This is a genomic window from Ruegeria jejuensis, from assembly GCF_041537905.1.
GTDB lineage: Bacteria > Pseudomonadota > Alphaproteobacteria > Rhodobacterales > Rhodobacteraceae > Ruegeria_C.
Genome location: NZ_JBGRUO010000005.1, coordinates 84,983 through 110,872, shown reverse-complemented (window position 1 = coordinate 110,872; position 25,890 = coordinate 84,983). Strand labels below are relative to the sequence as shown.

The window sequence follows — 25,890 nt, the reverse complement described above, 5'->3', positions numbered from 1 at the left end:
GGCACAGTTCGGGGTGGAGGTGCTGCATGTTTGAAGCTCTGCTAACCGTCTGTCTGACCCTGTCTGACGGGCCCTGCCGCGACCAGCTCTTGCCGGGTTATGAGGCTGCGACCGAGGCCCTGTGTCAGGAGATGCTGGCGGTCGATCCGCCAGATGTGGCGGAGGGTCTGGTGGTCGGGGAGGGGCCGGTTTGCAAGCCGGTTGGCGACAGCTTGTCCTTTCAGGAGGTCGCGCCGGGCGTTTTTGCCCATCTTGGCCAGATCGCAGAGCCGGACCGGACCAATCGCGGTGATATCTCGAATATCGGGTTTGTCATCGGACAGGACAGTGTTGCAGTGATCGACACCGGCGGCGCGCCGTGGATGGGCGAGGGCATATGGCGGGCGATCCGGGCGCAAACCGACAAACCGGTCAGCCATGTGATCCTCACGCATATGCATCCCGATCATGTGTTTGGCACGGCACCTCTGGCGGCGTCGGGGGCGCAGGTAGTGGGTCATGCGGGCCTGACGCGCGCGCTTGTGGACCGGATGGGCAACTATGTCGAAAGCCTCGGCATATTGATCGGGCCGGAGGAGTTGGTGGGCGTCGGGCCGGTGCCGGTGGAACTGGCGGTCGAAAGCACGCATCAGATCGACCTTGGTGGGCGCGTGCTGGAGCTGCGGGCCTGGCCAACGGCGCATACGGGCAATGACCTGACCGTGCTGGACCATGGCTCGGGCACGCTTTTTGCCGGGGATCTGGTGTTCCATCGGCACACGCCCGCGCTGGATGGGCAATTGCTGGGCTGGCAGGCGGTTCTGACCGATATGGCGGAGATAGATGCGGTGCGGGCCGTGCCGGGCCATGGCGGGCCCGTGCTGGACTGGCCCGGAGGCGCGACGGATCAGCGGCGCTATCTCGAAGTGCTTGAACGGGATACGCGGGCAGCCATCGACGGCGGCGCAAGGCTGGGTGACGCGGTTGAGGTGATCGCAGAAAGCGAGGCCGAGCATTGGGAGCTGTTTGACGCCTACAACCCGCGTAACGCCACGGTGTCCTTCACCGAGCTGGAATGGGAATAGCCTGTGTCTCGAAGGCACTCCCGTTCTAAGGGTTCGCCGAAACGTTTTGGTGTTATTTCCCGATATTCGGCGATGAGCAAATTGACGAGACCGGGATTACCTGATCCAACGGCGCCAAACTGGCACATTGCCTTGGAAACAGGACAAGCTTTACATGATCGACAACAAACGCATCGTACTCTCAAGTGATCACGCGGCCATTCCGCTCCGGCGGGCCATCGCCGATCATATCGCGGCGCAAGGTTGGGAGGTGGTCGATATCGGACCAACAACAACCGAGAGCACACATTATCCCAAGCATGGCGAAGCGGCGGCGCGGCAGGTTGCTGCGGGTGACTGCCGGTTCGGGATCATCCTTTGTGGCACCGGTCAGGGCATCATGATGGCGGCGAACAAGGTAAAGGGCATCCGTTGCGGCGTCTGCGTCGACACATTTTCAGCCCGCATGATTCGCGAGCACAACGACGCGAACATGATGTCACTGGGCGCGCGCGTGGTGGGCGAGGGGCTGGCGCTTGATATCGTCGATGCGTTTCTGGCCACCCGTTTCGGGGGCGGCCGCCATGCGACCCGGGTGGACATGATCAACGCGCTGGAGGGGTAACGTCTTACCGAAAGGCACGGTTGAGGTTCTTGGCGGCGTCCAGATTGGCCTGATCGGTTCCCCGTGCGCCGGTCAGACGTGTCGATGTCAGATCGGCATCCATGAAGTTTGCGCCCGCAAGCTCTGCATCAGACAGGTCCGCGCCGCCCAGCGTCGCCATCGACAGATCGGCATCGGTGAAATTCGCACCGGGCAGCTTGGCAAATTCCAGATCGGCCCGCGACATCTGGGCGCCGGTGAAATCCACACCCGTCCCGCGTGCCGAGGTCAGCACACCGCGCATCAGCCCCATCGACTGGTTGCGCATATCGGCTGAAAAATCCGCCCCGCGAAAGATCGCCCCGGTCAGGTCGGCCTTGGTGAAATCGGCAGCGGTTCTGGCATCGCTGAAATCGGCGCCGTTCAGGGTGGCACGGCCCAGCTGGGTCTGAAACAGCTCTGCCCCGACCAGTGACGCTCCGCTCAGATCTGCGCCGATCATCCAGGCCTGGCTGAGCGTCGCGCCATCAAAATTCGACCCCGACAAATTGGCGCCATTCAGCGAGGCCGCGCGCAATATTGCACCGGAAAAATCAAGCTCAGACAGGTCGAGACCGTTCAGCCAAATCCGGGTGAAATCGGCGGGGGTGTCCGCTGTCGCGGCTTCAAGCCGGGCGACCACCTCGGCGCGGGACATCTGCGTTTCGGTCATTTTGGGCAGGGACATATCGACGCCGTCCAACACCGATTGCGCCTGAACCGAGACCGTCACAAAGGATAAGGCCAGCGCCAGAAGCGCCTTGCATATCGGTCTCATCATTCCCCTCCCACAGGTCTTGAAACCAAAAGGATAGGGGCCAAAAGCAAGTGGCGCAATTCAGACCTTGGGCGCGGGCGGGGTGGTCAGCCCTGATCTTGAACCGCCGCTTGCAGCATCTGGGCGATGGCAAACAGGCGACGTTCGATGATCTGGGGCGTTTCGCACAGATAGGTGATAGAGCGCTGGCGGTCGGAATAGATCAATTGATCCCAGTCCAGCTGCTCCTCCAACTTGTCGACCTTGTCATAATCGGGCGGGTCCGCGGCCATCGCCGTATCCATTTCGGCGCGCACCTCATCTATCTGTTCGGCAAGGTCGATCTGGCTGAAGGAAAACTTGCCAATCCCGGAAATGATTCGCGTGCGGCGCTTGGACAGCCCGTTAAAGACGCGATCAAAGACCAGACCAAGCACGGCCGGGTCTCCATTGTGCCGGTCGGCGAAGGCGGCGACCTGCGGGCGCAGATCCTCCAGCTCGACCCGCCGCAATGCCAGCGCATCGGCAAGCTCGGCCACCTCAAGACCCAAGGCGTCATCCCCCTCGATCCGGGTGGTGTCCACCGGATGCGGCCACATCAGACCCAGGGAAAGCTGCTCCACCTTGCGTTGTACGCAGGGCCAGGTCGGGTCCGAGAAATCCGCCGCATGAGCAGAGGCTGCCATGGACGTCAGCGCCAGGGCGAAGACAAACGGCTTGGTAATCAACATTGGCAACTCCTCCTCGCGTTACATTATGCGAAGCACAGCGACCGAGTCTATTCGCTCCAATACACACCATTGTCTCAATTGTTCCCGACAGAGTCTCACAGCCATACTCCGGTACAAGCCCGGCTTTTGCCTGGGGTCGGCGCAAGGGAGGAATGTCGAATATGAGAACACGCGCGGCGGTTGCTGTGGCAGCGGGTCAACCTCTGGAAATCATGGAGGTTGAGCTTGAAGGTCCCAAGGCAGGAGAAGTTCTGGTCGAGATCAAGGCGACAGGGCTGTGCCATACTGACGAATTCACACGGTCAGGCGCGGATCCCGAGGGCATTTTCCCGGCCATTCTGGGGCATGAAGGCGCCGGTGTTGTTCTGGAAGTGGGCGAGGGCGTGACCAGCCTTGTGGTTGGGGACCATGTCATCCCGCTTTACACCCCGGAATGTCGCGAATGCGAGTATTGCCTGAACCCCAAGACCAATCTGTGCCAGAAAGTGCGGGCGACGCAGGGTGCAGGGCTGCTGCCGGATGGAACGACCCGGTTCTCGATGCTGGATGGTACGCCGATCCACCACTATATGGGCTGTTCGACCTTCGCCAACCACACGGTTGTGCCCGAGATCGCGCTGGCCAAGATCCGCAAGGACGCGCCCTTCGACAAGGTCTGCTATATCGGTTGCGGCGTCACCACCGGCATCGGCGCGGTGATCAACACCGCCAAGGTCGAAATCGGCTCGCGCGGCGTGGTGTTCGGGCTTGGCGGCATCGGCCTGAATGTGATTCAGGGGCTGCGGCTGGCCGGGGCTGACCAGATCGTCGGTGTCGATCTGAACGACAGCAAGGCCGAGATGGCCACGCAGTTCGGTATGACCGATTTCGTGAACCCGTCGAAGGTCGAGGGCGACATGATCGCGCGTCTGGTTGAACTGACCGGCGGCGGGGCGGATTACACCTTTGATGCGACCGGCAATGTAAGCGTGATGCGTACCGCGCTGGAATGCGCCCATAAGGGCTGGGGCGAAAGCATCATCATCGGCGTGGCGCCCGCCGGGGCCGAAATCTCGACACGGCCCTTCCAACTGGTCACCGGGCGTTCCTGGCGCGGCACTGCCTTCGGCGGCGCACGTGGGCGGACCGACGTGCCGATGATCGTGGACTGGTACATGGACGGCAAGATCGAGATCGACCCGATGATCACCCACAAGCTGACTTTGGACGAGATCAATCACGGGTTCGACCTGATGCATGAGGGCAAATCTATCCGTGCGGTTGTGGAGTACTGAGCATGGATCTCAAGGTCATCGCGGAAAATCGGTGTTTTGGGGGAACCCAGACCGTTTATACGCACCAATCGCAAATCTGCGATTGCCAGATGACCTTTGCCATCTATCTGCCGCCGCAGGCCGCCAACGGGCCGGTCCCGGTTCTCTGGTATCTGTCCGGGCTGACCTGCACCCATGAAAACGCGATGACCAAGGGCGGGTTCCAGGAACATGCCGCCGAGCATGGTCTGGCACTCGTGTTTCCCGACACCTCGCCGCGCGGCGAGGGTGTGGCCGATGACGAAGCCTATGATCTGGGGCAAGGGGCGGGTTTCTATGTGAATGCCACCCGCGATCCCTGGCGGTCAAACTTCCGCATGTATGATTATGTGGTGAACGAGCTGCGCTCGATCGTGGTGGACAATCTGCCGGTTCAGGACCGTCACGGCATCACCGGTCATTCCATGGGCGGGCATGGGGCGATCACCATCGCCATCCGCAATGCCGATCTGTTCGACTCGCTGTCGGCCTTCGCGCCCATCGCCCATCCCACCCAATCCGATTGGGGCCGTAAGCAGCTCAGCTCTTATCTGGGTGACGATGAAAGCGCCTGGGTCGAGCATGACGCGACCCTGTTGCTGGAGGAACTTGGCTGGAAAGGCGAGCTGCTGGTGGATCAGGGAGCCAGCGACCAGTTCTTGGATCTTCTCAAACCAGAGGCTCTGGCCGACATGATGGCTAAACGCCGGCAGCCCGGGCAAGTGCGCATCCAGCGGGGATATGACCATTCATATTTCTTCGTGAACACCTTCGCGCGGGACCATGTGGCCTGGCACGCCGCGCGACTCAGCTAATCAAGACAGCAAGGAAAAATTGATCGTGTTCAGAACTGTTCTTTCGACGATGATATGCCTGATGGCCCTGCCGGTGGTTGCCGCTGCCGAAGGAGATGCGGACAAGGGTGAGAAAGTGTTCCGCAAATGCAAAGCCTGCCATGCGGTGGGCGACGGCGCCGAGAACAAGGTCGGGCCGGTCCTGAATGGTATCGTGGGCCGGCAGGTCGGCACGATCGACGGCTTCAAATATTCCGACACGCTGGTTGCCCTGTCCGAGGAGGGTGTCGTCTGGAGCCCCGAGGAACTGGACGCTTTCCTGACCAAGCCGCGCGACTATGCCAAGGGCACCAAGATGTCCTTTGCAGGTCTGCGCAAGGAAGACGAACGTGTGAACGTCATTGCCTATCTTGCGACCTTCCAGGGTGAGGGATCGTAAGACACCGAATTGTTCGTCCGGTCTGAGGAGAGACATGGCGGGCGGACATCAAACACACCCGATCCGATCCCGGGTCAGGTGTATCACAGCGGCATCAATGCCGCACTCAAGGGAGGAGAACGAATGAGAAAGCTATCGCTTTTGACTTCCGGGATCGCCGTTTGTGTCGCCGGTATGGCCTTCGCGAATGACGACCTTGTTTCCCAGATGGACAATCCCAAGCAATGGGCGATCCAGACGGGTGACTACAAGAACCAGCGCTATTCCCAGCTGGATCAGATCAACGCGGATAACGTTGGCGATCTGCAGGTGGCATGGACCTTCTCGACCGGCGTTCTGCGCGGCCACGAGGGCTCGCCGCTGGTGATTGGCGACATGATGTATGTGCATACGCCATTCCCCAACATCGTCTATGCGCTGGATCTGGCGAATGAGGGGAAGATCGTCTGGAAATACGAGCCCAAGCAGGACCCGGACGTGATCCCGGTTATGTGCTGTGACACCGTCAACCGCGGTGTGGCTTACGCGGAAGGCAAGATCTTCCTGCATCAGGCGGACACAAAGGTTGTGGCGCTGGACGCCAAGACCGGCGATGTCGTCTGGGAAGTGCAGAATGGCGACCCGGCAATCGGTGAAACCAACACTGCCACCGTGCTGCCGATCAAGGACAAGGTCATCGTTGGCATCTCGGGCGGTGAGTTCGGTGTGCGCGGGTCGGTGACGGCCTATGACATGAACTCGGGCGAGCAGGTCTGGCGTGCCTATTCCATGGGCCCGGATTCCGACATCCTGGTTGATCCGGAAAAGACCACGCATCTGGGCAAGCCCGTTGGCGCGGACTCAGGCACCAACACCTGGGAAGGCGACCAGTGGAAGATCGGTGGCGGCACCACATGGGGCTGGTATTCCGCTGATCTGGACGAGAACCTGATGTATTATGGCACCGGGAACCCCTCGACCTGGAACCCCGCACAGCGGCCCGGCGACAATCGCTGGTCCATGACTGTGATGGCGCGTGACATCGATACCGGTATGGCCAAGTGGTTCTACCAGATGACCCCGCATGACGAATGGGACTATGACGGCATCAATGAAATGATCCTGACGGAGCAGGAAATTGATGGCACAGAGCGCAAGCTGCTGACCCATTTCGACCGCAACGGTCTGGGCTATACCATGGACCGTGTCACGGGCGAGTTGCTGGTGGCCGAAAAGTTCGATCCGGTGGTCAACTGGACCACGGGCGTCGACATGGACCCCAACAGCGAAACCTATGGTCGTCCGGCGGTTGTTGCGCAGTACTCGACCGAGCAGAATGGCGAGGACGTGAACTCGACCGGTATCTGCCCGGCGGCTCTGGGCACCAAAGACCAGCAGCCTGCGGCCTATTCGCCGAAGACCGAAGTGTTCTATGTGCCGACAAACCATGTCTGCATGGACTATGAACCCTTCCGCGTGTCCTACACTGCAGGTCAGCCCTATGTGGGTGCGACGCTGGCGATGTATCCGGCCCCCGACAGCCATGGTGGCATGGGCAACTTCATCGCTTGGGACAACATCAAGGGTGAGATCAAGTGGTCGCTGCCCGAGCAGTTCTCGGTCTGGTCTGGTGCGCTGGCAACCGCGGGCGACGTGGTGTTTTACGGCACGCTCGAAGGCTACCTGAAGGCTGTTCATGCGGAAACCGGTGAAGAACTCTATAAGTTCAAGACACCGTCTGGCATCATCGGTAACGTGATGACTTATGAACAGGGCGGCAAGCAGTATATCGGTATCCTGTCGGGTGTCGGTGGCTGGGCCGGAATCGGTCTGGCGGCTGGTCTGACCAACCCCAATGACGGTTTGGGCGCCGTGGGCGGCTATGCCGCGCTCAGCGACTATACCGCGCTGGGTGGCCAGCTGACCGTGTTCGCGCTGCCGAACTGATGACACAGTCTGGCGCGGCCTTCGGGTCGCGCCAGACGAACCGCAACCAGGTGAGACATTCATGAACTACCCAGTACGCGTTTTCGCAATTGGCCTTTTGGCTGGCCTTCCTTTCGCCGCGTCGGCAGACAATCTGACCGCGGCCTATTCCGAAGATGGCCGCTATTTCACCGATGATGACATCCCGACCTACAACATCACAGATGATGGGACCGTCGATTGGCTGACATTTTCGGGGTTCCGGCGCTACCATGCGGAATGTCATGTCTGCCATGGACCCGATGGCGAGGGCTCGACCTATGCGCCGGCGCTGAAGAACTCTGCGGTCGATATGGATTATTACGACTTTGTTGATGCCGTCACCAACGGTATCAAGAATGTCAGCGCGTCGGAGCAGTCGGTCATGCCGAGCTTTGGTGAGAACCCGAACGTGATGTGCTATCTCGACGACATCTATGTTTATCTCAAGGCCCATGGCTCGGGCGCGATCCCGCGCGGGCGGCCGCCGAAGAAAGAAGCCAAGTCGGATGTGATCCGCGAGGATGAAGATGCCTGCATGGGCTAAAGCCTTTCTTGCGCTGATTGGGGTTCTGGTCGGTCTGGCCCAGCCGGACCTGAGCGGTGCTCAAACCTCTGATCTTGTGTCGCAGAACGCCCTGAGGGTCTGCGCAGATCCTGCCAATTATCCGGTCTCGACCGAGGATGAGACCGGATATGAGAACAAGCTGGCCGAACTGATTGCGGGGCAATTGGAGCTGCCGGTGCAATATGTCTGGTTCCCGCAGGCCACGGGGTTCATCCGCAACACGCTGATGGCAAAACGCTGTGACATCGTGATGGGATATGCCCAGGGCCATGAACTGGTGCAGAACACCAACCATTACTACACCTCGGCCTATGCACTGATCGTGAAGGAAGATGGCGATCTGACGGGCGTGGAGTCTCTGTCTGACCCTGCGCTAAAGGATCGGCGCATCGGCATCGTGGCAGGTACGCCGCCGGCGGCGCATATGGCCCGCAACGGACTGATTGGAAAAGCAAAACCCTATAATCTTGTCGTGGACCGGCGCGTTGAAAGCCCGGCAGTAGACATGCTGAACGATCTGCAATCGGGCGAGATCGACGCGGCGATCCTTTGGGGGCCGCTGGGTGGGCCGCTGGTGAAGGCTGATTATCCGGGGATGAAAGTGATCCCTCTGGTCAACGAAGAACTGCCGCCGCGGCTGTTTTTCCGTATCACGATGGGCGTGCGGCAGGGCGAAAAGGTCTGGCAGCGCAAGCTGAACTCGCTGATCCGGCGCAATCAGTATGATATCAACCTGATGCTGACCGAGGCGGGCGTGCCACTGGTCAACGATCTGGGCACCGAGGTGCTGGAGCCGACGCAATGATCCGGGCCCTTGTGGCCTTTTTGCTGATCACATCTCCCGCGCTGGCCCAGACCGTGCCCGAACCCCCCGATTACCGCATGGATCATTACCGCGCGCCGGTGCCCGACGGGCTGACCGGCGGCACCACGGTCGGCCCCGAAGAGGCGCATGTGCTGTGGCAAGAGGGCGGCGCGGGTTTCATCGACGTGCTGCCGCAGGCCCCCAAACCGGCCAATCTGCCGGAAGGCACGATCTGGCGTGACAAGCCGCGCTACAGCATTCCCGGCGCGATCTGGCTGCCCAATGTGGGCTATGGCGCGATTGCCGACGTCACGGCGGCGTATTTCCGGCGCGGGCTTGAGACGGCAACGCAGGGCGACACCGCCCGAGCGGTAGTGTTTTTCTGCCTCGAGGATTGCTGGATGAGCTGGAACGCTGCAAGGCGTGCGATCGAGTGGGGCTATACCAATGTCTATTGGTTCCCGGAGGGCACGGATGGCTGGGCGCTCTGGGACTACCCGCTTGAGCGCGTCACACCGCAAGAGCCGCAGCCGGGGCAGGGCGGCTAGGCCGCCCGCGTTCAGAACCCGGCGAGTTTCTTGTGCAGATGGCTGACCGTGCCATCGGTGTCTGTCATGGTCACGTCCACCGATTGCGACCGGCTAGGTACCGAGATGCCGACGCGCGGGTTCTCTGACAGCGAAATCGAGCCTGTCATCTCAATGTAGCCTGCGCCGTCCAGATCGATATCCACCGACTCGACATAACGCATCGGGATGAACAGCAGCGAGATCTGGTCCATCTGCATGCCCGAATGCGAGGGGTGCGAGATGTCCAGGTCCATCTTGTTCGCCCGTGCCGACAGGTTCGACAATTTACCCATCGTACTGAGCGCTGGCGCGCGGCCAACCATTTCGACGTCCATCTGCCCCAATGAGGCCATCGCCAGTTCCGGATCAGTGCCCGGCGGCGCCGCGCAGGCGCCAAGGCCCGAGGTCTTGACAAAGGTCTCGGACACCCAGAGCCGTCCATCGGTGGTTTCAGCAACCACATGCATCGGGGTCGGGCCGTTCACCCGCATCGTCACGTCAAAATAGAAACTGGCCTGCGGCTCATCCAACTCGAACACCGCCGAGACGGGCATCGGGTTTTCGTCCAGCACCAGCGTGATCTTGCCCACTTTCAGGCCGGCAGGCGCAACGATCTGTGCGGCGAGTTCCGCGCGGGCATCGTCCGGCGTCCGGTAGGGCGCGTCGATGGCGATCACATCCTCGCCATTCAGCATGACCCGATCCCCATAGAGCTGGGTTCGGATATTGTCCCAGGCTTCGTTCGAGGCAAAGACAGGCAGTGCCGTGGCGCATAAAAGCGCGGCAATAAGGCCCGTTTTTCTCATTGATGTCCTCCTCCCAGAAGAAACCTGCCAAAAGCCCGGGGCCCATCGCAGGTTTCTATCGTGTTTAGCACAGTGAGACCGTTTGGGTCTATCACGCTGACACTGTTGTCGAACCAGTTGGCCACAACGACCGATTGCCCGTCGGGCGTTACATCTATGCCTTCGGGGTATTCACCCACATCGATGGTTGTCTCGCGGGTCAGCGTCGCCAGATCAATGACGCTGACAGTGTTGGCATATTGATCGGTCACAAAAGCGCGCCCCGCTGCAAATGCCACCCCATAGGGGCGTTCGCCGACCGGGATCGTGGCGCGGGTTTTGCCGCTTGCCACATCCAGGACGCTCACATCATTGCTGCCCACATTGCCGACAAAAAGCAGCCCATCCGGCGCAAAGCGCAGGCCAAAGGGGCGGGTGCCGACTGTGATCTGGCGCAATGGCTCAAGGGTTGCGGCGTCAAAGACCGAGACCTGATCGGCATCCTTGTCAGCAGAGGCCAGGAACCGCCCATCGTCCGACAGCGCAATCCCGGCAGGTGACAGACCGGTGGGCAGCTCCGCAACGCGCGCAAGCGTGGCGCTGTCCAACACCCAGAGCCGGGCATTGTACCAGTCCGACACAAAGAGCCGCCCGCGCGCCGCATCCAGCGCCACGCCAGTCGGGCCGCCCTCCAGCGTGACCTCGGCGATAACCTCTCCGCTGCGAGAGAGACGGCGAACCGTCTTGCTGCCGGGCGAGACGGCAAAGACATCCGCAGCGCCTACTGCCACACCGGCAGGTTGGCCGGGCAGGGCGATGCGATCTAGCTCGGCTGCGCGGTCCAGATCGATCACGCCCAGTTCGTCGCCGTTCTGGCAGGTCACAAAAGCGATGTCCCCCGCTGCCGGGGCAGCAAGGAGTATCGCCAGTGCGACCGCGGCTTTAGGAGCCCGCTGCACCAAAGCGCTCCGCGAGCGCGTCAAGCCCGGCCTGATAGACGGCGGTCACGGCTGCGATGGCGGCCTCGTCATTCAGTTCCGCTGGCGGGTCATTATTGGGATATCCGCGATAGAAGGCCCCGCGCCATTCAATGATCGAGCCGCCGCCATCGCGGGGTTTCACGGTCAGATGTGAGGAGTAATTCGTGACCGGCAGCACCTCGACCGCGACCTTGGTGATGCGGTAGGAATAGCTCATCTTTTCGGCGCTGTATTTGTAGAGGATTTCGGCAATCGTCGGCCCGCCCTCCTGCCCGAGTGTCAGAACCCGCGTTGCGTCGATCTCGTTGTCGCCCTCGCCACTGGTTGCAAACACCGCCGGATGCCAGGACATGTCCTGAAAGTTGCCGATGACCTCCCAGACCTCTTCCGGGCTGGCCGCGACCTCGGTGGTCAGGGTGACCTTTTGCCGAGTGGGTCCGTGCGCCCAGCTTGTCGCAGGGATCAGGGCAAGCCCGGTTGCTGCAAGAAATGTCCGTCGTTTCATCCTGTCTCCTCCTTAAGGTGGTGCCGTCCGGCCCGTACCCAGCAGCTGATACGGGCCAGTGACCGAGTGGCGGCGGGGGTGTATTCGCCTGCGCGCACGCTTGTCGGGCTGCAGGGCCGCAATGGTCCGCGAAGCCCCGAGAAACAGAAGCAAGATCAGTCGCATAAGCCCATTCTTAAAAAATAAGAATCGAGCTTAATGATGAAGCTGCTACGCTTCCATTTACAACACGGCCAAAAGTATAGGTTCCGTTTCTGAGCGTGTTTCGCTCATGAATTGAGGGCCCGCACACGTCAAGGCGGGCCACGGGAGGATATAGTGCACAACCGCCTGATGCCGCTTTTTGCGGTTTTGTTCTGGTGTGCGTCTGTTGCAGCTGCCGCCGCAATCGACGTCAAAGCCGCTGTGCTGCGGATCGACTACCCGACGCTGCTGCCGATCTCGCGCTATGACCTGCGGCCCGAGGATCTGGGCTTTGCCGGGGCGATGCTGGCCGATGAAGACAATGGCACCACCGGCAGCTTTCTGGGCCATACCTATGAGACCGCCCATGTCGCCGTGCCGCCGGAAGAGGCCGATGCGGCGATGGAGCAGATACTGGCGGACGGCACCCGGCTGATCGTTATTCTGTCCAATGCCGAGGACCTGCTGCGGCTCTCGGACAAGGCAGCTGAGGCCGGTGCGTTGGTCTTCAACGCGCAAGCCCCCGACATCGCGCTGCGCGACGATCAGTGCCGGGGCAATCTGCTGCATGTCACGCCGTCACGCGCGATGAATGCGGATGCAGTGGCGCAGTTTGCGGTCTGGAAGAAATGGGGCGACTGGTTTCTGGTGGCCGGGTCGAACCCCGAGGATGTGGCGCTGGCCGAGGCGTTCCGGCGCGCGGCCACAAAGTTTGGCGCAAAGATCACCGAAGACCGCACATTCGAGGATACCGGCGGTTCGCGGCGTACCGATTCAGGCCATGTGCTGGTGCAGCGGCAATTGCCGCTGGATACCCAGGATGCTGACGACCATGACGTGGTGATCGCCGCTGATGAAAGCGACTATTTTGCCCGTTACCTGTCTTATCACCTGTGGGACCCGCGCCCGGTAATGGGGGCGGGCGGGCTGCGACCCGTCTCGTTTCACGGCGCACATGAAGCCTGGGGCGCAACCCAGTACCAGACCCGGTTCGAAGAGTTGACCGGGCGCTATGTGCAGCCCGAAGACTATGACGTCTGGCTTGCCCTGCGCGTTGTCGGCGAGGCGGTCACCCGCGCCAACACCGCCGAGCCCGACGGTGTGCGCGATTATGCCTTATCGGATGCGTTCGAACTGGCGGCCTTCAAGGGCCAGAAGGTGACCTTCCGCGACTGGAACGGGCAGTTGCGCCAGCCGATCCTGCTCTATGACGGGATGATCACCGTCAGTGTCAGCCCGCAGGAAGGCTTCCTGCACCAGGTCTCGCCGCTGGATACGATGGGGCTCGACCGCCCGGAATCCCGTTGCACGGCTTTTGAATAAGTGGAGATGCGTATGAAATCCCTGTTCCTGTCCACCGCTCTGGCTGCGCTGATCGCCGGTCCGGCCCTCGCGGGCAAAGCCTTTGTCTCGAACGAGCGGGGCAACACGATCACCGTTCTCGATACTGAGACTTGGGAGGTGATCACCGAGTTTCCCGGCGGCAACCGACCGCGCGGCATCACTGTCAGCCCGGATGGCACCAAGCTCTATGTCTGTGCCTCCGACGACAATATCGTGAAGGTCTTTGACACCTCAACCTATGAGGAATTGCCCAGTCTGCCCTCGGGCCCCGACCCGGAACTGTTCGTGATCGAGCCCTCCGGCAAGCGGCTTTATATCGCGAACGAAGATGACAATCTGGTCACCGTGACCGATACCGAAACCCGCACCATCCTGGCCGAAGTGCCCGTGGGTGTGGAGCCAGAGGGCATGGGCATCAGCCCCGACGCGAAGTTTGTGGTCAACACGTCCGAGACCACCAATATGGCGCATTTCATCTCGACCGAGGATTACGAAATCAAGCATAACATCCTCGTCGATCAGCGCCCGCGTTATGCGCAGTACACGGCGGACGGCTCGCGGCTGTTCGTGACCTCCGAGATCGGCGGCACCGTCACGGTTATGGATATCGATGATGCAGGTGCTCCCACGGTCGTCGGCAAGATCAGCTTTGAGGTGCCCGGCGTGCAGCCCGAATGGCTGCAGCCTGTGGGGGCCAAGGTAACGTCGGACGGCACGCGGCTCTTCGTGGCGCTGGGACCGGCCAACCGGGTCGCGGTAGTGGATGCGCAAAGCCTTGAGGTGCTGGACTATATCCTTGTCGGGCAGCGGGTCTGGCAACTCGATTTCACGCCGGACGAGAAATACCTGCTCACAACCAACGGCAATTCCAACGACATCACCGTGATCGATGTGGCCGCCGAAAAGGCGATCAAATCGGTGCAGGTGGGCCAGCAGCCCTGGGGCGTGGTGACCATTGACTGATTTTCCGGGAGGGAATGCGATGAAAAAACTGATGATCGCGGCACTGGCCGCAACGCTGGGCGGACCGGTGGCCGCAGCACCGCTCTGTGACGATCTGGGCTTTGCGGGGCTTCTGGCCAAATGCAATCGCGGTGAGACGATCAAACTGACGCTCGCCTCGGGCCAGCCGCTCGGCGAGGACGTCGTGCTGCAATCGGGCGCCTATTACAAGTTGGAGGTCACGGCGGACGGCTCGGCCGAGCTGGCAATCGAAGGCCCGTCCTTCTTTCGTGCGATCTGGATGAACGAGATTGTCATCAACAAGATCGAAATCCGACCCATGGCGGTGGACAGTATCGAGTTTGACAAGGCCGGTGTCGCGGAACTGTCCTTCATCGCGATCAAGCCCGGTCGCCATGAGATTCGCATTCCCGGTTCGACCGGCGACTCGCAAAGCGTGACCATCAGCATTCAATGACGAAAGGAAAGACCATGAAACAGATCATTATTCTGGCACTCGCCGCCCTTGTGGGCTCTCCGGCTCTGGCAAGCGACGGCCCGGATGCGGAAACCGTCGGCAAGATCGAAGCCTATCTCGCTTCGATCGAGTGTCAGATGGACCCTGATGACATCGAGGTCGAAGAGGATGGCTATGATCTGGATGATGTCATTTGCAAGGGCGGTGACCAGTTCGATATCAAACTGGACAAGGACCTCAACGAGGTGAGCCGCCGTGCGGAATAGGCACGACCTGAAATAGGGACGACATCATGAAAATCCTCATCGCCATTTGCTCCGCCCTGGTCTTTTGGACTGGGGCGGCGGTTGCGCAGAGCGACCCGGTGATCCGCGCCGCCGTCCTGAAGATCGGGACTGTGAATTGGGAACTGGCGACGATCATCGAGAACGGGCTGGACAAAAAACACGGCTTCACGCTGGAGGTTCAGCCCTTCGCCGACAACGGCGCGACCCGTATCGCGGTCGAAGGTGATGAGGCCGACATGGCCGTGGCCGACTGGATCTGGGTCGCGCGGCAGCGGGCGGCGGGTAAGGATTATGTGTTCATCCCCTATTCCAAGGCGGTTGGCGGCGTGGTGGTGCCCGGCGACAGCACCGCGACCACCCTAAAGGATCTTGCCGGTGGCAAGATTGGCATCGCGGGCGGGCCGCTGGACAAATCCTGGCTGATCCTGCGGGCCTATGCGGCGCAGCAATACGGCATGGATCTGAAGGCTGAAACCGAACAGGTCTTTGGCGCGCCGCCTCTGATCTTCAAATCAGCGCTGGGTGGAGACTATGCCGGGGCGATCAATTTCTGGCACTTTCTGGCCAAGATGAAAGCCTCGGGCATGAAAGAGCTGATCTCGGTCGAACAGGCGGGTGCCGCACTTGGGCTTGACGCGGAAACCCCGCTCTTGGGCTATTACTTCAAGGACAGTTTTCTGAACGAACATCCCGACCTCGCGCAGAACTTCTTTGACGCCAGCCGCGAGGCCAAGGGGTTGCTGGCCAGCTCACCCGAGGCCTGGGAAGCGATCCGCCCCCGGATGAACGCCAAGACGGATGCGCAGTTTGAACAATTGCGCTCTGACTGGATCGCGGGCATCCCGGCGCGCGGGCCGGTGGATCAGGCCGCCGCAGACAAGATGCTGGCGCTGATGGCCGAATTGGGCGGTCCCGAGTTGGTGGGGGACGCGACCTCGGTACCAACGGGCCTGTTTGCGACCGTGGAATAGGGGCGCATGCAGGACGCGCGCCTCACGCCTGTCTTGTCGATTGCGGGTTTGCTGTCGCTCTGGGTTGTTGCCGCGCTGCTGACCGATGATGCGCAGGTGCTGCCACCCCCCTGGGAACTTGTACCACGATTTGCGCGGGAACTGGCCTCGGGCGAGTTGCAGCGCAGTCTGGGCGCGACGCTGATCCGCGTGGCCTGGGCCTTTGTGCTTGCCATGACGCTTGGCACCCTGATCGGTCTGGCCATGGGCCGGTCCGAGCGGGTGAACCAATGGCTTGATCCCTGGCTGGTGGTCTTTCTGAACCTGCCCGCGCTGGTGCTGATCGTGCTCTGTTATCTGTGGATCGGGTTGACCGAGGCCGCAGCTATCACCGCCGTCACGCTCAACAAAGTGCCCAATGTCGCCACCATCCTGCGCGAGGGCGGGCGGGCACTGGACCCGAATCTGGACGCGATGGCAAAGGTATATCGGCTGTCTTGGTGGGTGCGGATGCGCCATGTGATCGCGCCGCAACTGGCCCCGTTCATCGCAGCGGCGGCGCGGTCCGGTCTGTCGCTGATCTGGAAGATTGTGCTGGTGGTCGAATTCCTCGGACGTTCCTCGGGCGTTGGGTTTCAGATACATCTCTATTTTCAGCTCTTTGATGTGGCGATGGTTTTGGTCTACGCCCTGTCTTTCATCTGCGTGATGTTGCTGATCGAATGGCTGATCCTGCAGCCCTTGGAACGGCATGCCCGCCGATGGAGGCGCGCGTGATCCGCGTGGACATAAAGACCAAGCGCTTCGGCCCAACGCCGGTGCTGAGCCGCATCGCGTTCGAGATTGCGGCGGGTGAGACCGTGGCGCTGATCGGCCCATCGGGGATTGGCAAAACAACGCTGCTGCATCTGATAGCGGGGATCGACCGTGACTATGAGGGGCAGATCACGCGGCCCGAAAGGCAAGCCATCGTGTTTCAGGAACCTACGCTGCTGCCCTGGCGGTCCGCGCTCGACAATCTGTTGCTGGTTCACCCGGACCTCAGCCGCAGCGATGCGCTTGCCGCGCTGGACAGCGTCGGGCTGACGGGGAAAGAGGCGCTTTTTCCCGGTCAGCTTTCGCTCGGCCAACAACGCCGCTTGTCGCTGGCCCGCGCTTTTGCGGGGCAGCCGGAATTGCTGATCATGGATGAGCCCTTTGTCTCGCTCGACAAGGATACGGCTGAGTCAATGCTGTCCCTGACCGAAGAACTGATCGCGCAGCACCGCCCCGCGACACTGTTTGTAACCCATGCACAAGCCGAAGCTGAGCGGTTGGCGACCCGGATTCTCAGCCTGACTGCGGGACCGGAGGGTGCGGTTCTGGGATAGGTTATTCTGCCGGTTCGCGCGCGGCGCCTGGTGCGGTTCGGTGAACAAAAGGAGCGTCGCCCTGAGCCGCGTGATCCTCGGCCTGTGCCTGTAGCGCCTTGTGGTGCGGGGATTTGATGCAGACCGGATCGGTGGCGCTGGCATCGCCCACGATGGCCATCGCCTGACATCGGCAGCCGCCAAAATCCACCGTCTTGCGCTCACAACTGCGGCAGGGCTCGGCCATCCAGTCGGTCCCGCGATAGGCGTTGAAGGCGGAGCTGTTATGCCAGATCTCGGCCAGAGATTTGTCCTGCACCCGATCAAAGCGCAGATGCGGGATGGACTGCGCCGCATGACAGGGCAGAACCTGCCCATCCGGGGCCACGTTCAGCCCGGTCGAGCCCCAGCCGCCCATGCAACGTTTGGGATAGTCGTCATGATAATCCGCCGGGACATAGTCGATGACCAGCGTGCCCTTATGGGCCTTGCGGGCGGCCTCGACCTGCCTTGTGACCTCTTGCGCCTGCGCGCGGGTTGGCATCAGCGCATCACGGTTTTTGAGCGCCCAACCGTGGAACTGAACGGTCGCTACCTCGATCCGTCGCGCGTCCATCTCCAGCGCCATCTCCAGCGCGCGCTCCAATTGATGGGCATTATGTCGGTGCAGGACGAAATTCAGGGTCAGTGGAAAGCCGATCCGGTTGATCCATTCCACAGTCTGCATCTTGCGCTTGAAGCCGCCGCGATAGCCGCCGACGCGGTCGGCCATCTCGGCATCTGTTCCCTGCAAGGACAATTGCACGTGATCGAGCCCCGCCGCGTCCAATTCGGTCAGCCGCCGTTCGGTCAGGCCAATGGCAGAGGTGATCAGGTTGGTATAAAGCCCCGCATCGCGCGCCGCCTGCACCAGCGCCACGAGATCGCGGCGCGAGGCGGGCTCGCCGCCCGACAGGTGCAGCTGCAAGACGCCGAGCGCGGCAGCCTCCTGGAACACCCGGACCCAGGTGTCAGTGTCCAACTCGCTTTCCTGCAAAGCCATCTCGATCGGGTTCGAACAATAGGGGCAGGAGAGCGGGCAGCGATGGGTCAGTTCGGCCAGCATCGCAATCGGTGAGGCAATTTCACTCATTCGGTCACATCCAGAAACCGCCGGTTGCGCAGGGCATCGAGAAAGCCGGAACTGTCCTCGGCGATCTGATCGGCGGGGGCGTCGTATTTCTCAGACAGCGCGCGAGTGATCTGCCCGAAGCTGCGCGCGCCGTCGACCTCGCTTAGGATCGCGTGGCCGATCTGGTCCAGCGTCACGGCGCGTTCCGGCGCCAGCAGAACCCATTTCTCGCGCACCTTGTCATAGTGCAGACGCACGCCACGGGGCAGGGCGGGAACCTCTTGCGCCAGCATCACGATGCCTGCCGCATCAGCAGACCGGTCCCCGGCTGCCATGCGCCCGGCGGGATGCGCGCGGGTTCCACATAGGCCCCCCAAAGCGCATCGAGCTGTGACCACAGGATATCGGTCTTAAAGATCAGCGCCTTTGCGGCGGCATCCTGTTTTTCGGCGGTGTCGGCATGATCCAGCACCCAGGCCAGCCCAAAGGCCACGTCCTTGGGCGCTTCTTTCAGGCGGGTTCTGAAATAGGAAAGCGAGCTGTCATCGGCAAAATCGTAGTGCTGCAGCAAACCTTCGATGCGGTTGGCGTGGATCTTGGGGGCGAAAAGCTCGGTTAGTGAGGCGGCCACGGCCTCCAGCAGGGTCTTTTCCCGTACAAAACGAACATAGGCGTCGACGGCAAATCTGGTCGCGGGCAGCACCCCTTCGCAGGAGGCGACATAGTCGGGGTCAAGCCCCACCGCCTCGGCCAGGCGCAGCCAGCGGCGGATGCCACCTTCGTTTTCGGTGGTGCCATCATGGTCTTCGATGCGCGAGCGCCATTGACGGCGCAGCGCCGGATCCTCGACCCGCGACATGAAGGCGGCGTCCTTCATCGGGATCGAGTGCTGGTAGTAGTAGCGGTTGATGACCCAGGCGCGGACCTCATCCGGAGAGCAGTCGCCACCATGCAGCCGGTGATGGAACGGGTGCAGGTCGTGATAGCGTTCCGCGCCGATCTGGCGCAGTCTTGCTTCGAATGCATCGCGGCTCGGAGTCGAGGCTTGGGTCATAGCGTGATCTCCATTCCGTCCTGCCCGATGGTCCACCCTGCGGCGCGGGCCTGTGCGCCCTCGTCGCTATCGGGTCGCAGAACGGGGTTGGTGTTGTTCATGTGCACAAAAACCTTCCGCGCGATGTCAATATCTGCAAACGCCGCGATCGATCCATCGGGGCCGTCCATCGACATATGCCCCATGCGCTTGCCGGTCTTCTGGCTCAACCCGGCGCGCGCCATCTCATCATCTGTCCAAAGGGTGCCATCGAAGAACAGAAGGTCTGCCCCCTCAAGGCGGTCCCGCAACTCCGGTGTCAGGGTGGCACATCCGGGAATGTAGTAGGCCGTGCTGTCCTGCGATTGCAGCGCGACACCAACCGTCTGTTCGCCGATCATATCGGTCTGCACGGTCTCGCCCTCCAGATAAAGCGGCACCTTGCCGGGAACCGGGAACAGGGTCGCTGTCAGACCGGGCACCAACTCGAACGGCTGGTCCAGGGCGATCGACACCCGATCCACAACCGCGCTGTTCAAGGCCTCAAATATCGGGTTCTGGGCCAGCACCTCATGGATGCCCGCCGTCGCAAACAGCTTGAAAGCCTGCATTTCCCGAAGCGTTAACAACCCCGCCACATGGTCGATATCACCATTGGTGACCAGCACGGACCACAGGGGAAGCTGCCGCAAGCCAGATGGAAAGAGAGAGGGGGCCTGCGACAACTGGATACGGATATCCGGAGACGCGTTCATGATGGCCCAGTGAAGGCCGTCCACAGTAACTGCGAGTGACGATTGGGTCTGGGCCGGAATTTGCCCGGCCCGCGCCAAGTTGCAATTGTCGCAACCGCAATTCCATTGGGGCAATCCACCACCGGCAGCGGCCCCAAGTATGCGTGCGCGCAAGGTCATGTCAGACTTGGCGCTGCAACTGCGATCAGATCAGGCCTTCGCGCTCTTCATCGCTGTCGGGGCCATACATGTTGATTTCCATACCGCACTCGATTTCGCGGATGATGGGCTTGGTCCATGCCATTTTCGTTTCCTCCTCAGTGACATAAATCTCCGGATCAGACTGGCAGCTATCGGGTTTTCACGCGAATCTTAATTTATAAGAGCGGCCTAGACTTTGGTCTGCATTCAACCGGCATCGTGAACCGGCGCGCGGCCCTCAAGACAGAAGCCTTTGTTGCGCAGCGTTTTGATTTCAAAGCCAAAATCATCTACTGAGAGTTTCTTGCGCAGATAGCCGATATAGACATCGACCACATTTTCGTTACTGGAGCCCTCGCCCAGCCAGAGCGTGTCGAAGATGTCGCCGCGCGAGATCGGCTGACCGGCCTTGCTGGTCAAAAGCGCCAGCAACGCAAACTCACGTTCGGTGAGCGTGACGCTTGCCTCGCCCGTGCTGACGGTTCTGGAACCGGGAACAAGACGCGCTGGGTCGGGGCGTTGCGACTGGGCGCGCTGTTCCTGCACTCGCAGCCGCGCGACCAGCTCGTCGAAACTGAAGGGTTTGACCACATAATCATCCGCGCCCGCCTCCAGACCCGCAGCGCGGTCTTCGACATCCGAGAGCGCCGAGAGCATCAGGATGGGCAGCGCAACGCCGCTGGCACGGGCCGCCCTGACCAGGTCGATACCGCTATCGGCCCCCAGCATCACATCCACGATAGCCCCGGCAAACTCCTCGCGTTTCAGCCGTTCCAGCGCCCTGTCGGCGCGGTTCTCCGCCTCTGCCTCATAGCCATGCAGGGTCAGCCCCCGCACCAGCGCCGAGGTGATCTTTGGGTCGTCATCGATAATCAGCAACCGGGTTGTCATATCCTCAGTCTAGGCCTCTGCAAGGGGTAAGCGAAGGGCGACATTTGTCCCGGCTGCGCTGCCCAGAGCCCTGTCACGCGGCACCGGACTGGTGAGCGCGATGCTGCCTTTATGCGCTTCGACCACCCAGCGGGCCAGTGCAAGCCCGACGCCAAAGCCTTGCGTATTGCCAGCACCGCCCTGAACAAAACGCTCAAAGATCGTGTCCTGATCGATTGCCGGTATGCCCGGGCCATTATCTGTCAGGGATATTTCGATCATGCTTTCGTTTCGCCGCGCATTGAGCGCGACCTCGACGCCATCGCGCGCATGGCGAATGGTGTTGCGGATCAAGCTGGCCAGAACCTGCCGAATCCAGTTCGGATCGCAGAGCACTGTGATCTCGGGAATACCCTCAACGGTCAGGTGCATCCCCGCATTGTCGATCTCGGCCTGCACCTCCTCGGTCACCGCGCCGATCAGATCGCGCAGCGCCAAGGTCTCGGGTTCCAGCGCCAGTTGCCCGCTATCAGAGCGCGCCACCCGGAGCAGATCGTCGATCCGTCGGTTCAGCTTGGCGGCGCTGGTTTCGATGGTGGAAAACGCGTCCGAGGCGTTTCGGGCGTCCTGTCGCCCAATCTGCGCCTCCATCATGATCACGGTGAGGGGGGTGCGCAGCTCGTGGCTGACATCGGCAAAGAAGCGGCGGCGGTTTTCGTCAATCTTGGCAAGCGTCGTGTTTGCTGTGCGTAACTCCTCGGTGCGTTGGGCGATGGTTTCGTTCAACCGCGCCCATTCGGCCTCGACCTCCGCTTGCCGGTCCAGCAGCGCGCCGGCCATGCGGTTTGTCTCATGATAAAGGCGCCCGATCTCATCATTGCGCGTTGCCGGCAGCGCGACGGTGAAATCGGCCTGCCCGATCTGAAGGGCCGCGTCATGCAGCCGGTCCAGCCGCCTGAATTGTGGGCGGATCAAACCGAAATAGAACCAGCCGGTGGACAGAATCGCCAGACCCGCAAATCCCAGAGCGGCCCAGGTCAATGTGCGGCGCAGCTCTTCTATCCCTGACAGGATCGTGTTGCGAAACAGCATTTCGGTATTCACCGCCTGGCTGAGCAGCGGGTCAAAGCCCGAGGCAAAGGCATCGATATGGGCCCGCAGGCGCGCACGGTCGCTCTCGTCGCTGGCAAGCCCACGCAGGGTGTTGTCCAGCAGTGCCTCCATCCGGGCAAGGCCCAGCGATTGCGTGCCATAACGGGACTGCTCGTCGATGCCGAGCGTGCTGACGGCGGCCACGGCCTGTTCCACATCCTGGCGCAATTGCCCGAAGGTGGCGCGTATTCGATCACTGACGGGGGCCAACCGGTCGACACGAATGTCCGGCGGTTGGTCGGTTTGTATCGACTCGGTGGCGATCACCAGAAAGGTCGCCGCCTGCGTGGACAGGGCCGCGTAGCGTGCCATCCGGGTTTCAGAGGCCAGCGCTGTTTCCAACCGGCTGGCGACGGTCTGCATGCCAAGATAGAGAATGGCGGCGATCAGCAATGTCCCGAGGCCCAGCACCAGCGCGCCGAGGCCCAGCCGCGCCTTGAGCGACACGGCGCGTTTGGGTGTTTCTGAGCTATCGCCCTGCATCGCGCTCAGGTCTTCCGCTTCATCAACCCGCGCGCGGGATCATAGCCCCAGACGGCAGCGGCGCAGAGGATGATCGTGCAGGTCACGACCCACAAGAGCGCCATCCAGTTGATCTGCAGATAAAGCAGAAAGCGGATCAGCTCGACCACATGGGTAAACGGGTTTAGCGCGCAGATATCACGCAGGAGCGGCGAGCTTTCAGCCATTTTCCACAGCGGATACAGCGCCGAGGATAGAAAGAACATCGGGAAGATGACAAAATTCATCACACCCGCGAAGTTTTCTAACTGCTTGATTAAGCTTGACAAAACAAACCCAAGCGCGCCCAGCATCAGCCCGCCCAGAACCAGCCCGGGCAGCACCGTCACATAGCCAAGTGGCGGCATGGTGATGCCGAAAAGCCCGGCCAGCGCCAGAAAGGTATAGACCTGCAGGATCGAGATCGCGGTCGAGCCCAGCAGGCGGCAGAACAAGAGCCACCAGCGTGGAAACGGGCTGGTCAGCAACAGCCGCATCGAGCCCATCTCGCGGTCATAAACAAGGCTAAGAGAGCTTTGCATGCCGTTGAACAGCAGAACCATCGCGCAGAGGCCCGGCACGATATAGGTCTCGTAAGTGATATAGGTCTGGTAGGGCGGGATGATCGACAGGCCAAGCGCGGCGCGAAAGCCAGCGGCAAAGATCAAAAGCCACACCATGGGCCGCACAAGGGCCGCGATGAACCGCTCGCGCTGATGGATGAAGCGCAGAAACTCACGCCCCATGATCGCGCGGGCGACGCCCCAGAAACCACTCATGCGGGCACCTCGGTTTGCGACAGGAACCAGTCCGACAGCGTTCGGCCTCCTCGCAGATCGCCGGTTTGGCCCGCCGCGAGGATTTGACCACGATGCAGGACAAGCAGCTGATCGGCGTCGCGCACCTCGTCCGTCAGATGGGTGGCCCAGAGCACGCAAAGCCCCTGATTGGCCAGATCATGCACATGATCGGTGATCGACTGGCGGGTTGCGGCATCAAGCCCAACGGTGGGTTCGTCCAGCAACAACACCTTTGGCTCATGCAACAGCGCGCGGGCCAGTTCCATCCGGCGCCGGTGACCGCCATTGAGTGCCCGGACCTTCTCGCCCGCCCGTTCCCGCATCCCCAGCCGGTCGAGTGCGGCATCAATGCGCGCCTGTGTCTGCTGTCGGGGCAGACCATGCAAAGCCGCGAAATAGGCCATGTTCTGGCGCACCGTCAGGCTCAGATCGAGCGTAGGTTGCTGAAACACCACGCCAAGATCACCCAGCGCGCGTCTTGGATGTTGCCGCAGATCATGCCCGGCGATGCGAATATCCCCCTGCGGTGCAACAAGCAGATGGGTCAGCAGCGACACCAGCGTGGATTTGCCCGCCCCGTTTGGCCCGAGCAACGCGCAGAATCGGCCCGGTGCCACCTCGAAAGAGATCGCGTCCAGCGCCACTTTCGACCCGTAGCGAAAGCTCAGGTCGTGCACGCTAAGGCCCTGTTTTGTCTCATCCGCAGTTTGCGCGTCAGGCACGTTTTGCTCCGCCGGATTATCCAGTTTTGGCCAGCTTGCCCGCTCGGCCCCGGTTTCTCAACCGCGCAGCGTGTGGCGAGGCCGCGACTTAAGTATACGAACCCTCACCGATTTGTTATGCCTTTCCATGGCACCGGGCCGGTTAGACTGCTGCCAGGTGAGAGGATCGGAGGAACGGCCATGCCATTGCGGCGGCGCGATGTGATGCGGGTGAGTGTCGGGGCATTGGTTGCTCTGACCGTACCGGCGCGCGCGCAGCAGCTGCTTGTGATGCAGCAGGACGCAACGCTGGACGAGGTCATCGCCGCCTTTACCCAAGGCACCCCGATTGCAGAGGGCGGCGTGTCGCTGAGCTTGCCGGATCTGGCGGAGGACGGCTACCGGGTGCCGGTCGCATTCGAGGCCACCGGGGCCGAAGAGGCCATGTTGATCGCGCCGGGCAACCCGGTTGTCCCGGTTCTGAAAATACGCTTCGGGCCATTGGCGGGGTCGCAAAAACTGGCCACCCGAATGCGGCTGGCGCAAACGCAGGATGTTCTGGCACTGGCGCGGATGCCGGACGGGACCGTTGCGCAGGACACGCGGTCGGTCTCTGTTGTTGTCGGCGGCTGCGCCTGATCGGAGGAGGTGAACATGGCGGCAGGCGTGAAAACGCGGGTCAAACTGCCCAAACAGGTCGGGGCAGGCGAGGTTGTAACAATCAAGACGCTGATCACGCATCGGATGGAATCCGGGCAGCGGCTGGATGCGCAGGGCGCGCCGATCCCGCGCTCCATCATCCATCGGTTTCACTGCACCTTCGAGGGTGAAACGGTTGTCGATCTTGAGATCGGGCCCGGTATCTCGACCAATCCGTTTTTCGAGTTTCAGGCCCGTGTGCCGGGACCCGGCGTGTTCACCTTTGCGTGGCACGACGATGATGGGGCGATTTATTCCGACAGCCGGGCGATCTCGGTGATCTGAGGCGCGACCAAGGTGTCGGTTCAGGAAGCGCTGTGAATTGGGGACAGTGGGTGCAGGTTTGCTGTGGAACGGGGATGTTCAGACGCGGGTTGGTCATCATAGCTGTTGCGGTTGCGCTGCCACTGCCCATGGCGTTTGCAGAGGAACTGCCGCCCGAAATCCTCGCGATCAAGGGTGATGTCGCGTGGGGAGAATACCTGTCGGGGGAATGCGTGACCTGTCACAGCGCGCAAGGTGCAGAGGGCGGCATTCCAAGGATCGCGGGCCGCGATACCGAGGATATCGTGGTGGCCATGCATGCCTATAAACAGAACCGGCGGGTGCATCCCATCATGCAGATGCTGGCGGGCCGCCTGAGCGCCGAAGAGATCGCGGCACTGGCCGCCTATTTCAATACCCTCGACTGAGGGGACCA

General features: G+C 61.5%; 33 protein-coding genes. 19 read left to right on the top strand and 14 right to left on the bottom strand.

Annotation, left to right across the window (positions count from 1 at the left end; genetic code table 11):
- The first annotated feature begins 26 nt into the window (after positions 1 to 26).
- Both AB1E34_RS08005 and rpiB read left to right on the top strand, forming a co-directional pair.
- Positions 27 to 1,064 (top strand): quinoprotein relay system zinc metallohydrolase 2, encoded by a 1,038-nt coding sequence (locus AB1E34_RS08005; RefSeq protein WP_372571811.1) that lies wholly within the window; start codon positions 27 to 29, stop codon positions 1,062 to 1,064.
- A gap of 154 nt (positions 1,065 to 1,218) precedes the next feature.
- Complete coding sequence (gene rpiB, locus AB1E34_RS08000; RefSeq protein WP_372571810.1) at positions 1,219 to 1,668, top strand: ribose 5-phosphate isomerase B; 450 nt, start codon at positions 1,219 to 1,221, stop codon at positions 1,666 to 1,668.
- Positions 1,669 to 1,672: 4 nt separating this feature from the next.
- Here rpiB and AB1E34_RS07995 read toward each other — a convergent pair whose 3' ends face one another.
- A complete protein-coding gene (locus AB1E34_RS07995) occupies positions 1,673 to 2,464 on the bottom strand; it encodes a pentapeptide repeat-containing protein (protein WP_372571809.1) in 792 nt (263 codons plus the stop codon).
- Between the two features lie 86 nt (positions 2,465 to 2,550).
- Positions 2,551 to 3,174, bottom strand: a complete 624-nt coding sequence (locus tag AB1E34_RS07990) for a hypothetical protein (RefSeq protein WP_372571808.1) — start codon at positions 3,172 to 3,174, stop codon at positions 2,551 to 2,553.
- Positions 3,175 to 3,335: 161 nt separating this feature from the next.
- Here AB1E34_RS07990 and AB1E34_RS07985 point away from each other — a divergent pair, with 161 nt between their 5' ends.
- From AB1E34_RS07985 to AB1E34_RS07955, 7 genes are all read left to right on the top strand, one after another.
- On the top strand, positions 3,336 to 4,448 hold the full coding sequence (locus tag AB1E34_RS07985; protein ID WP_372571807.1) for an S-(hydroxymethyl)glutathione dehydrogenase/class III alcohol dehydrogenase: 1,113 nt from the start codon (positions 3,336 to 3,338) through the stop codon (positions 4,446 to 4,448).
- Positions 4,445 to 5,281, top strand: a complete 837-nt coding sequence (gene fghA / locus AB1E34_RS07980; protein ID WP_372571962.1) for an S-formylglutathione hydrolase — start codon at positions 4,445 to 4,447, stop codon at positions 5,279 to 5,281. The genes AB1E34_RS07985 and fghA overlap by 4 nt, the downstream gene beginning before the upstream one ends.
- A 49-nt stretch (positions 5,282 to 5,330) precedes the next feature.
- Positions 5,331 to 5,699: a c-type cytochrome gene (locus tag AB1E34_RS07975; protein ID WP_372571961.1), complete on the top strand. Its 369-nt coding sequence runs from the start codon at positions 5,331 to 5,333 to the stop codon at positions 5,697 to 5,699.
- 123 nt (positions 5,700 to 5,822) lie between these two features.
- The gene (gene xoxF5, locus AB1E34_RS07970) at positions 5,823 to 7,625 is read left to right on the top strand and encodes a lanthanide-dependent methanol dehydrogenase XoxF5 (RefSeq protein ID WP_372571806.1); all 1,803 of its coding nucleotides are present in this window, start codon (positions 5,823 to 5,825) and stop codon (positions 7,623 to 7,625) included.
- A gap of 61 nt (positions 7,626 to 7,686) precedes the next feature.
- Complete coding sequence (locus AB1E34_RS07965; protein WP_372571805.1) at positions 7,687 to 8,190, top strand: c-type cytochrome, methanol metabolism-related; 504 nt, start codon at positions 7,687 to 7,689, stop codon at positions 8,188 to 8,190.
- Positions 8,174 to 9,016 carry a substrate-binding domain-containing protein gene (locus tag AB1E34_RS07960; protein ID WP_372571804.1) on the top strand — a complete coding sequence of 281 codons (843 nt, stop codon included), beginning with the start codon at positions 8,174 to 8,176 and terminating at the stop codon, positions 9,014 to 9,016. Before AB1E34_RS07965 ends, AB1E34_RS07960 begins: the two co-directional genes overlap by 17 nt.
- Positions 9,013 to 9,564, top strand: coding sequence for a PQQ-dependent catabolism-associated CXXCW motif protein (locus AB1E34_RS07955; protein WP_372571803.1), 552 nt, complete (start codon positions 9,013 to 9,015; stop codon positions 9,562 to 9,564). Before AB1E34_RS07960 ends, AB1E34_RS07955 begins: the two co-directional genes overlap by 4 nt.
- An 11-nt stretch (positions 9,565 to 9,575) precedes the next feature.
- Here the strand turns inward: AB1E34_RS07955 and AB1E34_RS07950 are convergent, their stop codons facing one another.
- Genes AB1E34_RS07950 through AB1E34_RS07940 form a run of 3 tightly spaced genes read right to left on the bottom strand, consistent with a single transcriptional unit; the run spans position 9,576 to position 11,855 of the window.
- The gene (locus AB1E34_RS07950; RefSeq protein WP_372571802.1) at positions 9,576 to 10,391 is read right to left on the bottom strand and encodes a quinoprotein dehydrogenase-associated SoxYZ-like carrier; all 816 of its coding nucleotides are present in this window, start codon (positions 10,389 to 10,391) and stop codon (positions 9,576 to 9,578) included.
- On the bottom strand, positions 10,388 to 11,329 hold the full coding sequence (locus tag AB1E34_RS07945) for a YncE family protein (RefSeq protein ID WP_372571801.1): 942 nt from the start codon (positions 11,327 to 11,329) through the stop codon (positions 10,388 to 10,390). Before AB1E34_RS07945 ends, AB1E34_RS07950 begins: the two co-directional genes overlap by 4 nt.
- Entirely contained in the window at positions 11,313 to 11,855 is a 543-nt protein-coding gene (locus tag AB1E34_RS07940; RefSeq protein ID WP_372571800.1) for an SRPBCC family protein, read from the bottom strand. The genes AB1E34_RS07945 and AB1E34_RS07940 overlap by 17 nt, the downstream gene beginning before the upstream one ends.
- 333 nt (positions 11,856 to 12,188) lie before the next feature.
- Between AB1E34_RS07940 and pedA1 the strand changes: the two genes are divergently transcribed.
- Genes pedA1 through AB1E34_RS07905 form a run of 7 tightly spaced genes read left to right on the top strand, consistent with a single transcriptional unit; the run spans position 12,189 to position 17,409 of the window.
- Positions 12,189 to 13,361, top strand: coding sequence for a lanthanide ABC transporter ABC transporter substrate-binding protein PedA1 (gene pedA1, locus AB1E34_RS07935; RefSeq protein WP_372571960.1), 1,173 nt, complete (start codon positions 12,189 to 12,191; stop codon positions 13,359 to 13,361).
- Between the two features lie 12 nt (positions 13,362 to 13,373).
- On the top strand, positions 13,374 to 14,345 hold the full coding sequence (locus tag AB1E34_RS07930) for a YVTN family beta-propeller repeat protein (protein ID WP_372571799.1): 972 nt from the start codon (positions 13,374 to 13,376) through the stop codon (positions 14,343 to 14,345).
- 19 nt (positions 14,346 to 14,364) lie between these two features.
- Entirely contained in the window at positions 14,365 to 14,802 is a 438-nt protein-coding gene (locus tag AB1E34_RS07925; protein ID WP_372571798.1) for a cupredoxin domain-containing protein, read from the top strand.
- Between the two features lie 14 nt (positions 14,803 to 14,816).
- Positions 14,817 to 15,068, top strand: a complete 252-nt coding sequence (locus tag AB1E34_RS07920) for a PepSY domain-containing protein (protein WP_372571797.1) — start codon at positions 14,817 to 14,819, stop codon at positions 15,066 to 15,068.
- Positions 15,069 to 15,094: 26 nt separating this feature from the next.
- Entirely contained in the window at positions 15,095 to 16,060 is a 966-nt protein-coding gene (locus AB1E34_RS07915) for an ABC transporter substrate-binding protein (RefSeq protein WP_372571796.1), read from the top strand.
- Positions 16,061 to 16,066: 6 nt separating this feature from the next.
- A complete protein-coding gene (locus AB1E34_RS07910) occupies positions 16,067 to 16,816 on the top strand; it encodes an ABC transporter permease (protein WP_372571795.1) in 750 nt (249 codons plus the stop codon).
- On the top strand, positions 16,813 to 17,409 hold the full coding sequence (locus tag AB1E34_RS07905; RefSeq protein ID WP_372571794.1) for an ABC transporter ATP-binding protein: 597 nt from the start codon (positions 16,813 to 16,815) through the stop codon (positions 17,407 to 17,409). Before AB1E34_RS07910 ends, AB1E34_RS07905 begins: the two co-directional genes overlap by 4 nt.
- 1 nt (position 17,410) lies before the next feature.
- Here AB1E34_RS07905 and pqqE read toward each other — a convergent pair whose 3' ends face one another.
- The 9 genes from pqqE to pedB all read right to left on the bottom strand — a co-directional run bounded on the left by pqqE (position 17,411) and on the right by pedB (position 24,512).
- Positions 17,411 to 18,520, bottom strand: a complete 1,110-nt coding sequence (gene pqqE, locus AB1E34_RS07900) for a pyrroloquinoline quinone biosynthesis protein PqqE (RefSeq protein ID WP_372571793.1) — start codon at positions 18,518 to 18,520, stop codon at positions 17,411 to 17,413.
- Positions 18,517 to 18,834: a pyrroloquinoline quinone biosynthesis peptide chaperone PqqD gene (gene pqqD, locus AB1E34_RS07895; RefSeq protein ID WP_372571792.1), complete on the bottom strand. Its 318-nt coding sequence runs from the start codon at positions 18,832 to 18,834 to the stop codon at positions 18,517 to 18,519. Before pqqD ends, pqqE begins: the two co-directional genes overlap by 4 nt.
- On the bottom strand, positions 18,792 to 19,553 hold the full coding sequence (gene pqqC / locus AB1E34_RS07890; protein WP_372571791.1) for a pyrroloquinoline-quinone synthase PqqC: 762 nt from the start codon (positions 19,551 to 19,553) through the stop codon (positions 18,792 to 18,794). The genes pqqD and pqqC overlap by 43 nt, the downstream gene beginning before the upstream one ends.
- Positions 19,550 to 20,446 (bottom strand): pyrroloquinoline quinone biosynthesis protein PqqB, encoded by an 897-nt coding sequence (gene pqqB / locus AB1E34_RS07885; RefSeq protein ID WP_372571790.1) that lies wholly within the window; start codon positions 20,444 to 20,446, stop codon positions 19,550 to 19,552. Before pqqB ends, pqqC begins: the two co-directional genes overlap by 4 nt.
- A gap of 25 nt (positions 20,447 to 20,471) precedes the next feature.
- On the bottom strand, positions 20,472 to 20,570 hold the full coding sequence (pqqA, locus tag AB1E34_RS07880; RefSeq protein ID WP_306195828.1) for a pyrroloquinoline quinone precursor peptide PqqA: 99 nt from the start codon (positions 20,568 to 20,570) through the stop codon (positions 20,472 to 20,474).
- Positions 20,571 to 20,674: 104 nt separating this feature from the next.
- Positions 20,675 to 21,358, bottom strand: a complete 684-nt coding sequence (locus AB1E34_RS07875) for a response regulator transcription factor (RefSeq protein ID WP_372571789.1) — start codon at positions 21,356 to 21,358, stop codon at positions 20,675 to 20,677.
- 9 nt (positions 21,359 to 21,367) lie between these two features.
- Positions 21,368 to 22,972: a sensor histidine kinase gene (locus AB1E34_RS07870; RefSeq protein ID WP_372571788.1), complete on the bottom strand. Its 1,605-nt coding sequence runs from the start codon at positions 22,970 to 22,972 to the stop codon at positions 21,368 to 21,370.
- Between the two features lie 5 nt (positions 22,973 to 22,977).
- Positions 22,978 to 23,769, bottom strand: a complete 792-nt coding sequence (pedC, locus tag AB1E34_RS07865; protein ID WP_372571787.1) for a lanthanide ABC transporter permease protein PedC — start codon at positions 23,767 to 23,769, stop codon at positions 22,978 to 22,980.
- Positions 23,766 to 24,512 (bottom strand): lanthanide ABC transporter ATP-binding protein PedB/LutE, encoded by a 747-nt coding sequence (pedB, locus tag AB1E34_RS07860; protein ID WP_372571786.1) that lies wholly within the window; start codon positions 24,510 to 24,512, stop codon positions 23,766 to 23,768. Before pedB ends, pedC begins: the two co-directional genes overlap by 4 nt.
- Positions 24,513 to 24,692: 180 nt before the next feature.
- Between pedB and AB1E34_RS07855 the strand changes: the two genes are divergently transcribed.
- The 3 genes from AB1E34_RS07855 (at position 24,693) to AB1E34_RS07845 (ending at position 25,882) form a co-directional block, all read left to right on the top strand.
- Positions 24,693 to 25,130 carry a thiosulfate oxidation carrier protein SoxY gene (locus AB1E34_RS07855; RefSeq protein WP_372571785.1) on the top strand — a complete coding sequence of 146 codons (438 nt, stop codon included), beginning with the start codon at positions 24,693 to 24,695 and terminating at the stop codon, positions 25,128 to 25,130.
- Positions 25,131 to 25,145: 15 nt separating this feature from the next.
- Positions 25,146 to 25,475: a thiosulfate oxidation carrier complex protein SoxZ gene (gene soxZ, locus AB1E34_RS07850; protein WP_372571784.1), complete on the top strand. Its 330-nt coding sequence runs from the start codon at positions 25,146 to 25,148 to the stop codon at positions 25,473 to 25,475.
- Positions 25,476 to 25,603: 128 nt separating this feature from the next.
- The gene (locus tag AB1E34_RS07845; protein WP_372571783.1) at positions 25,604 to 25,882 is read left to right on the top strand and encodes a c-type cytochrome; all 279 of its coding nucleotides are present in this window, start codon (positions 25,604 to 25,606) and stop codon (positions 25,880 to 25,882) included.
- Positions 25,883 to 25,890: the final 8 nt, after the last annotated feature.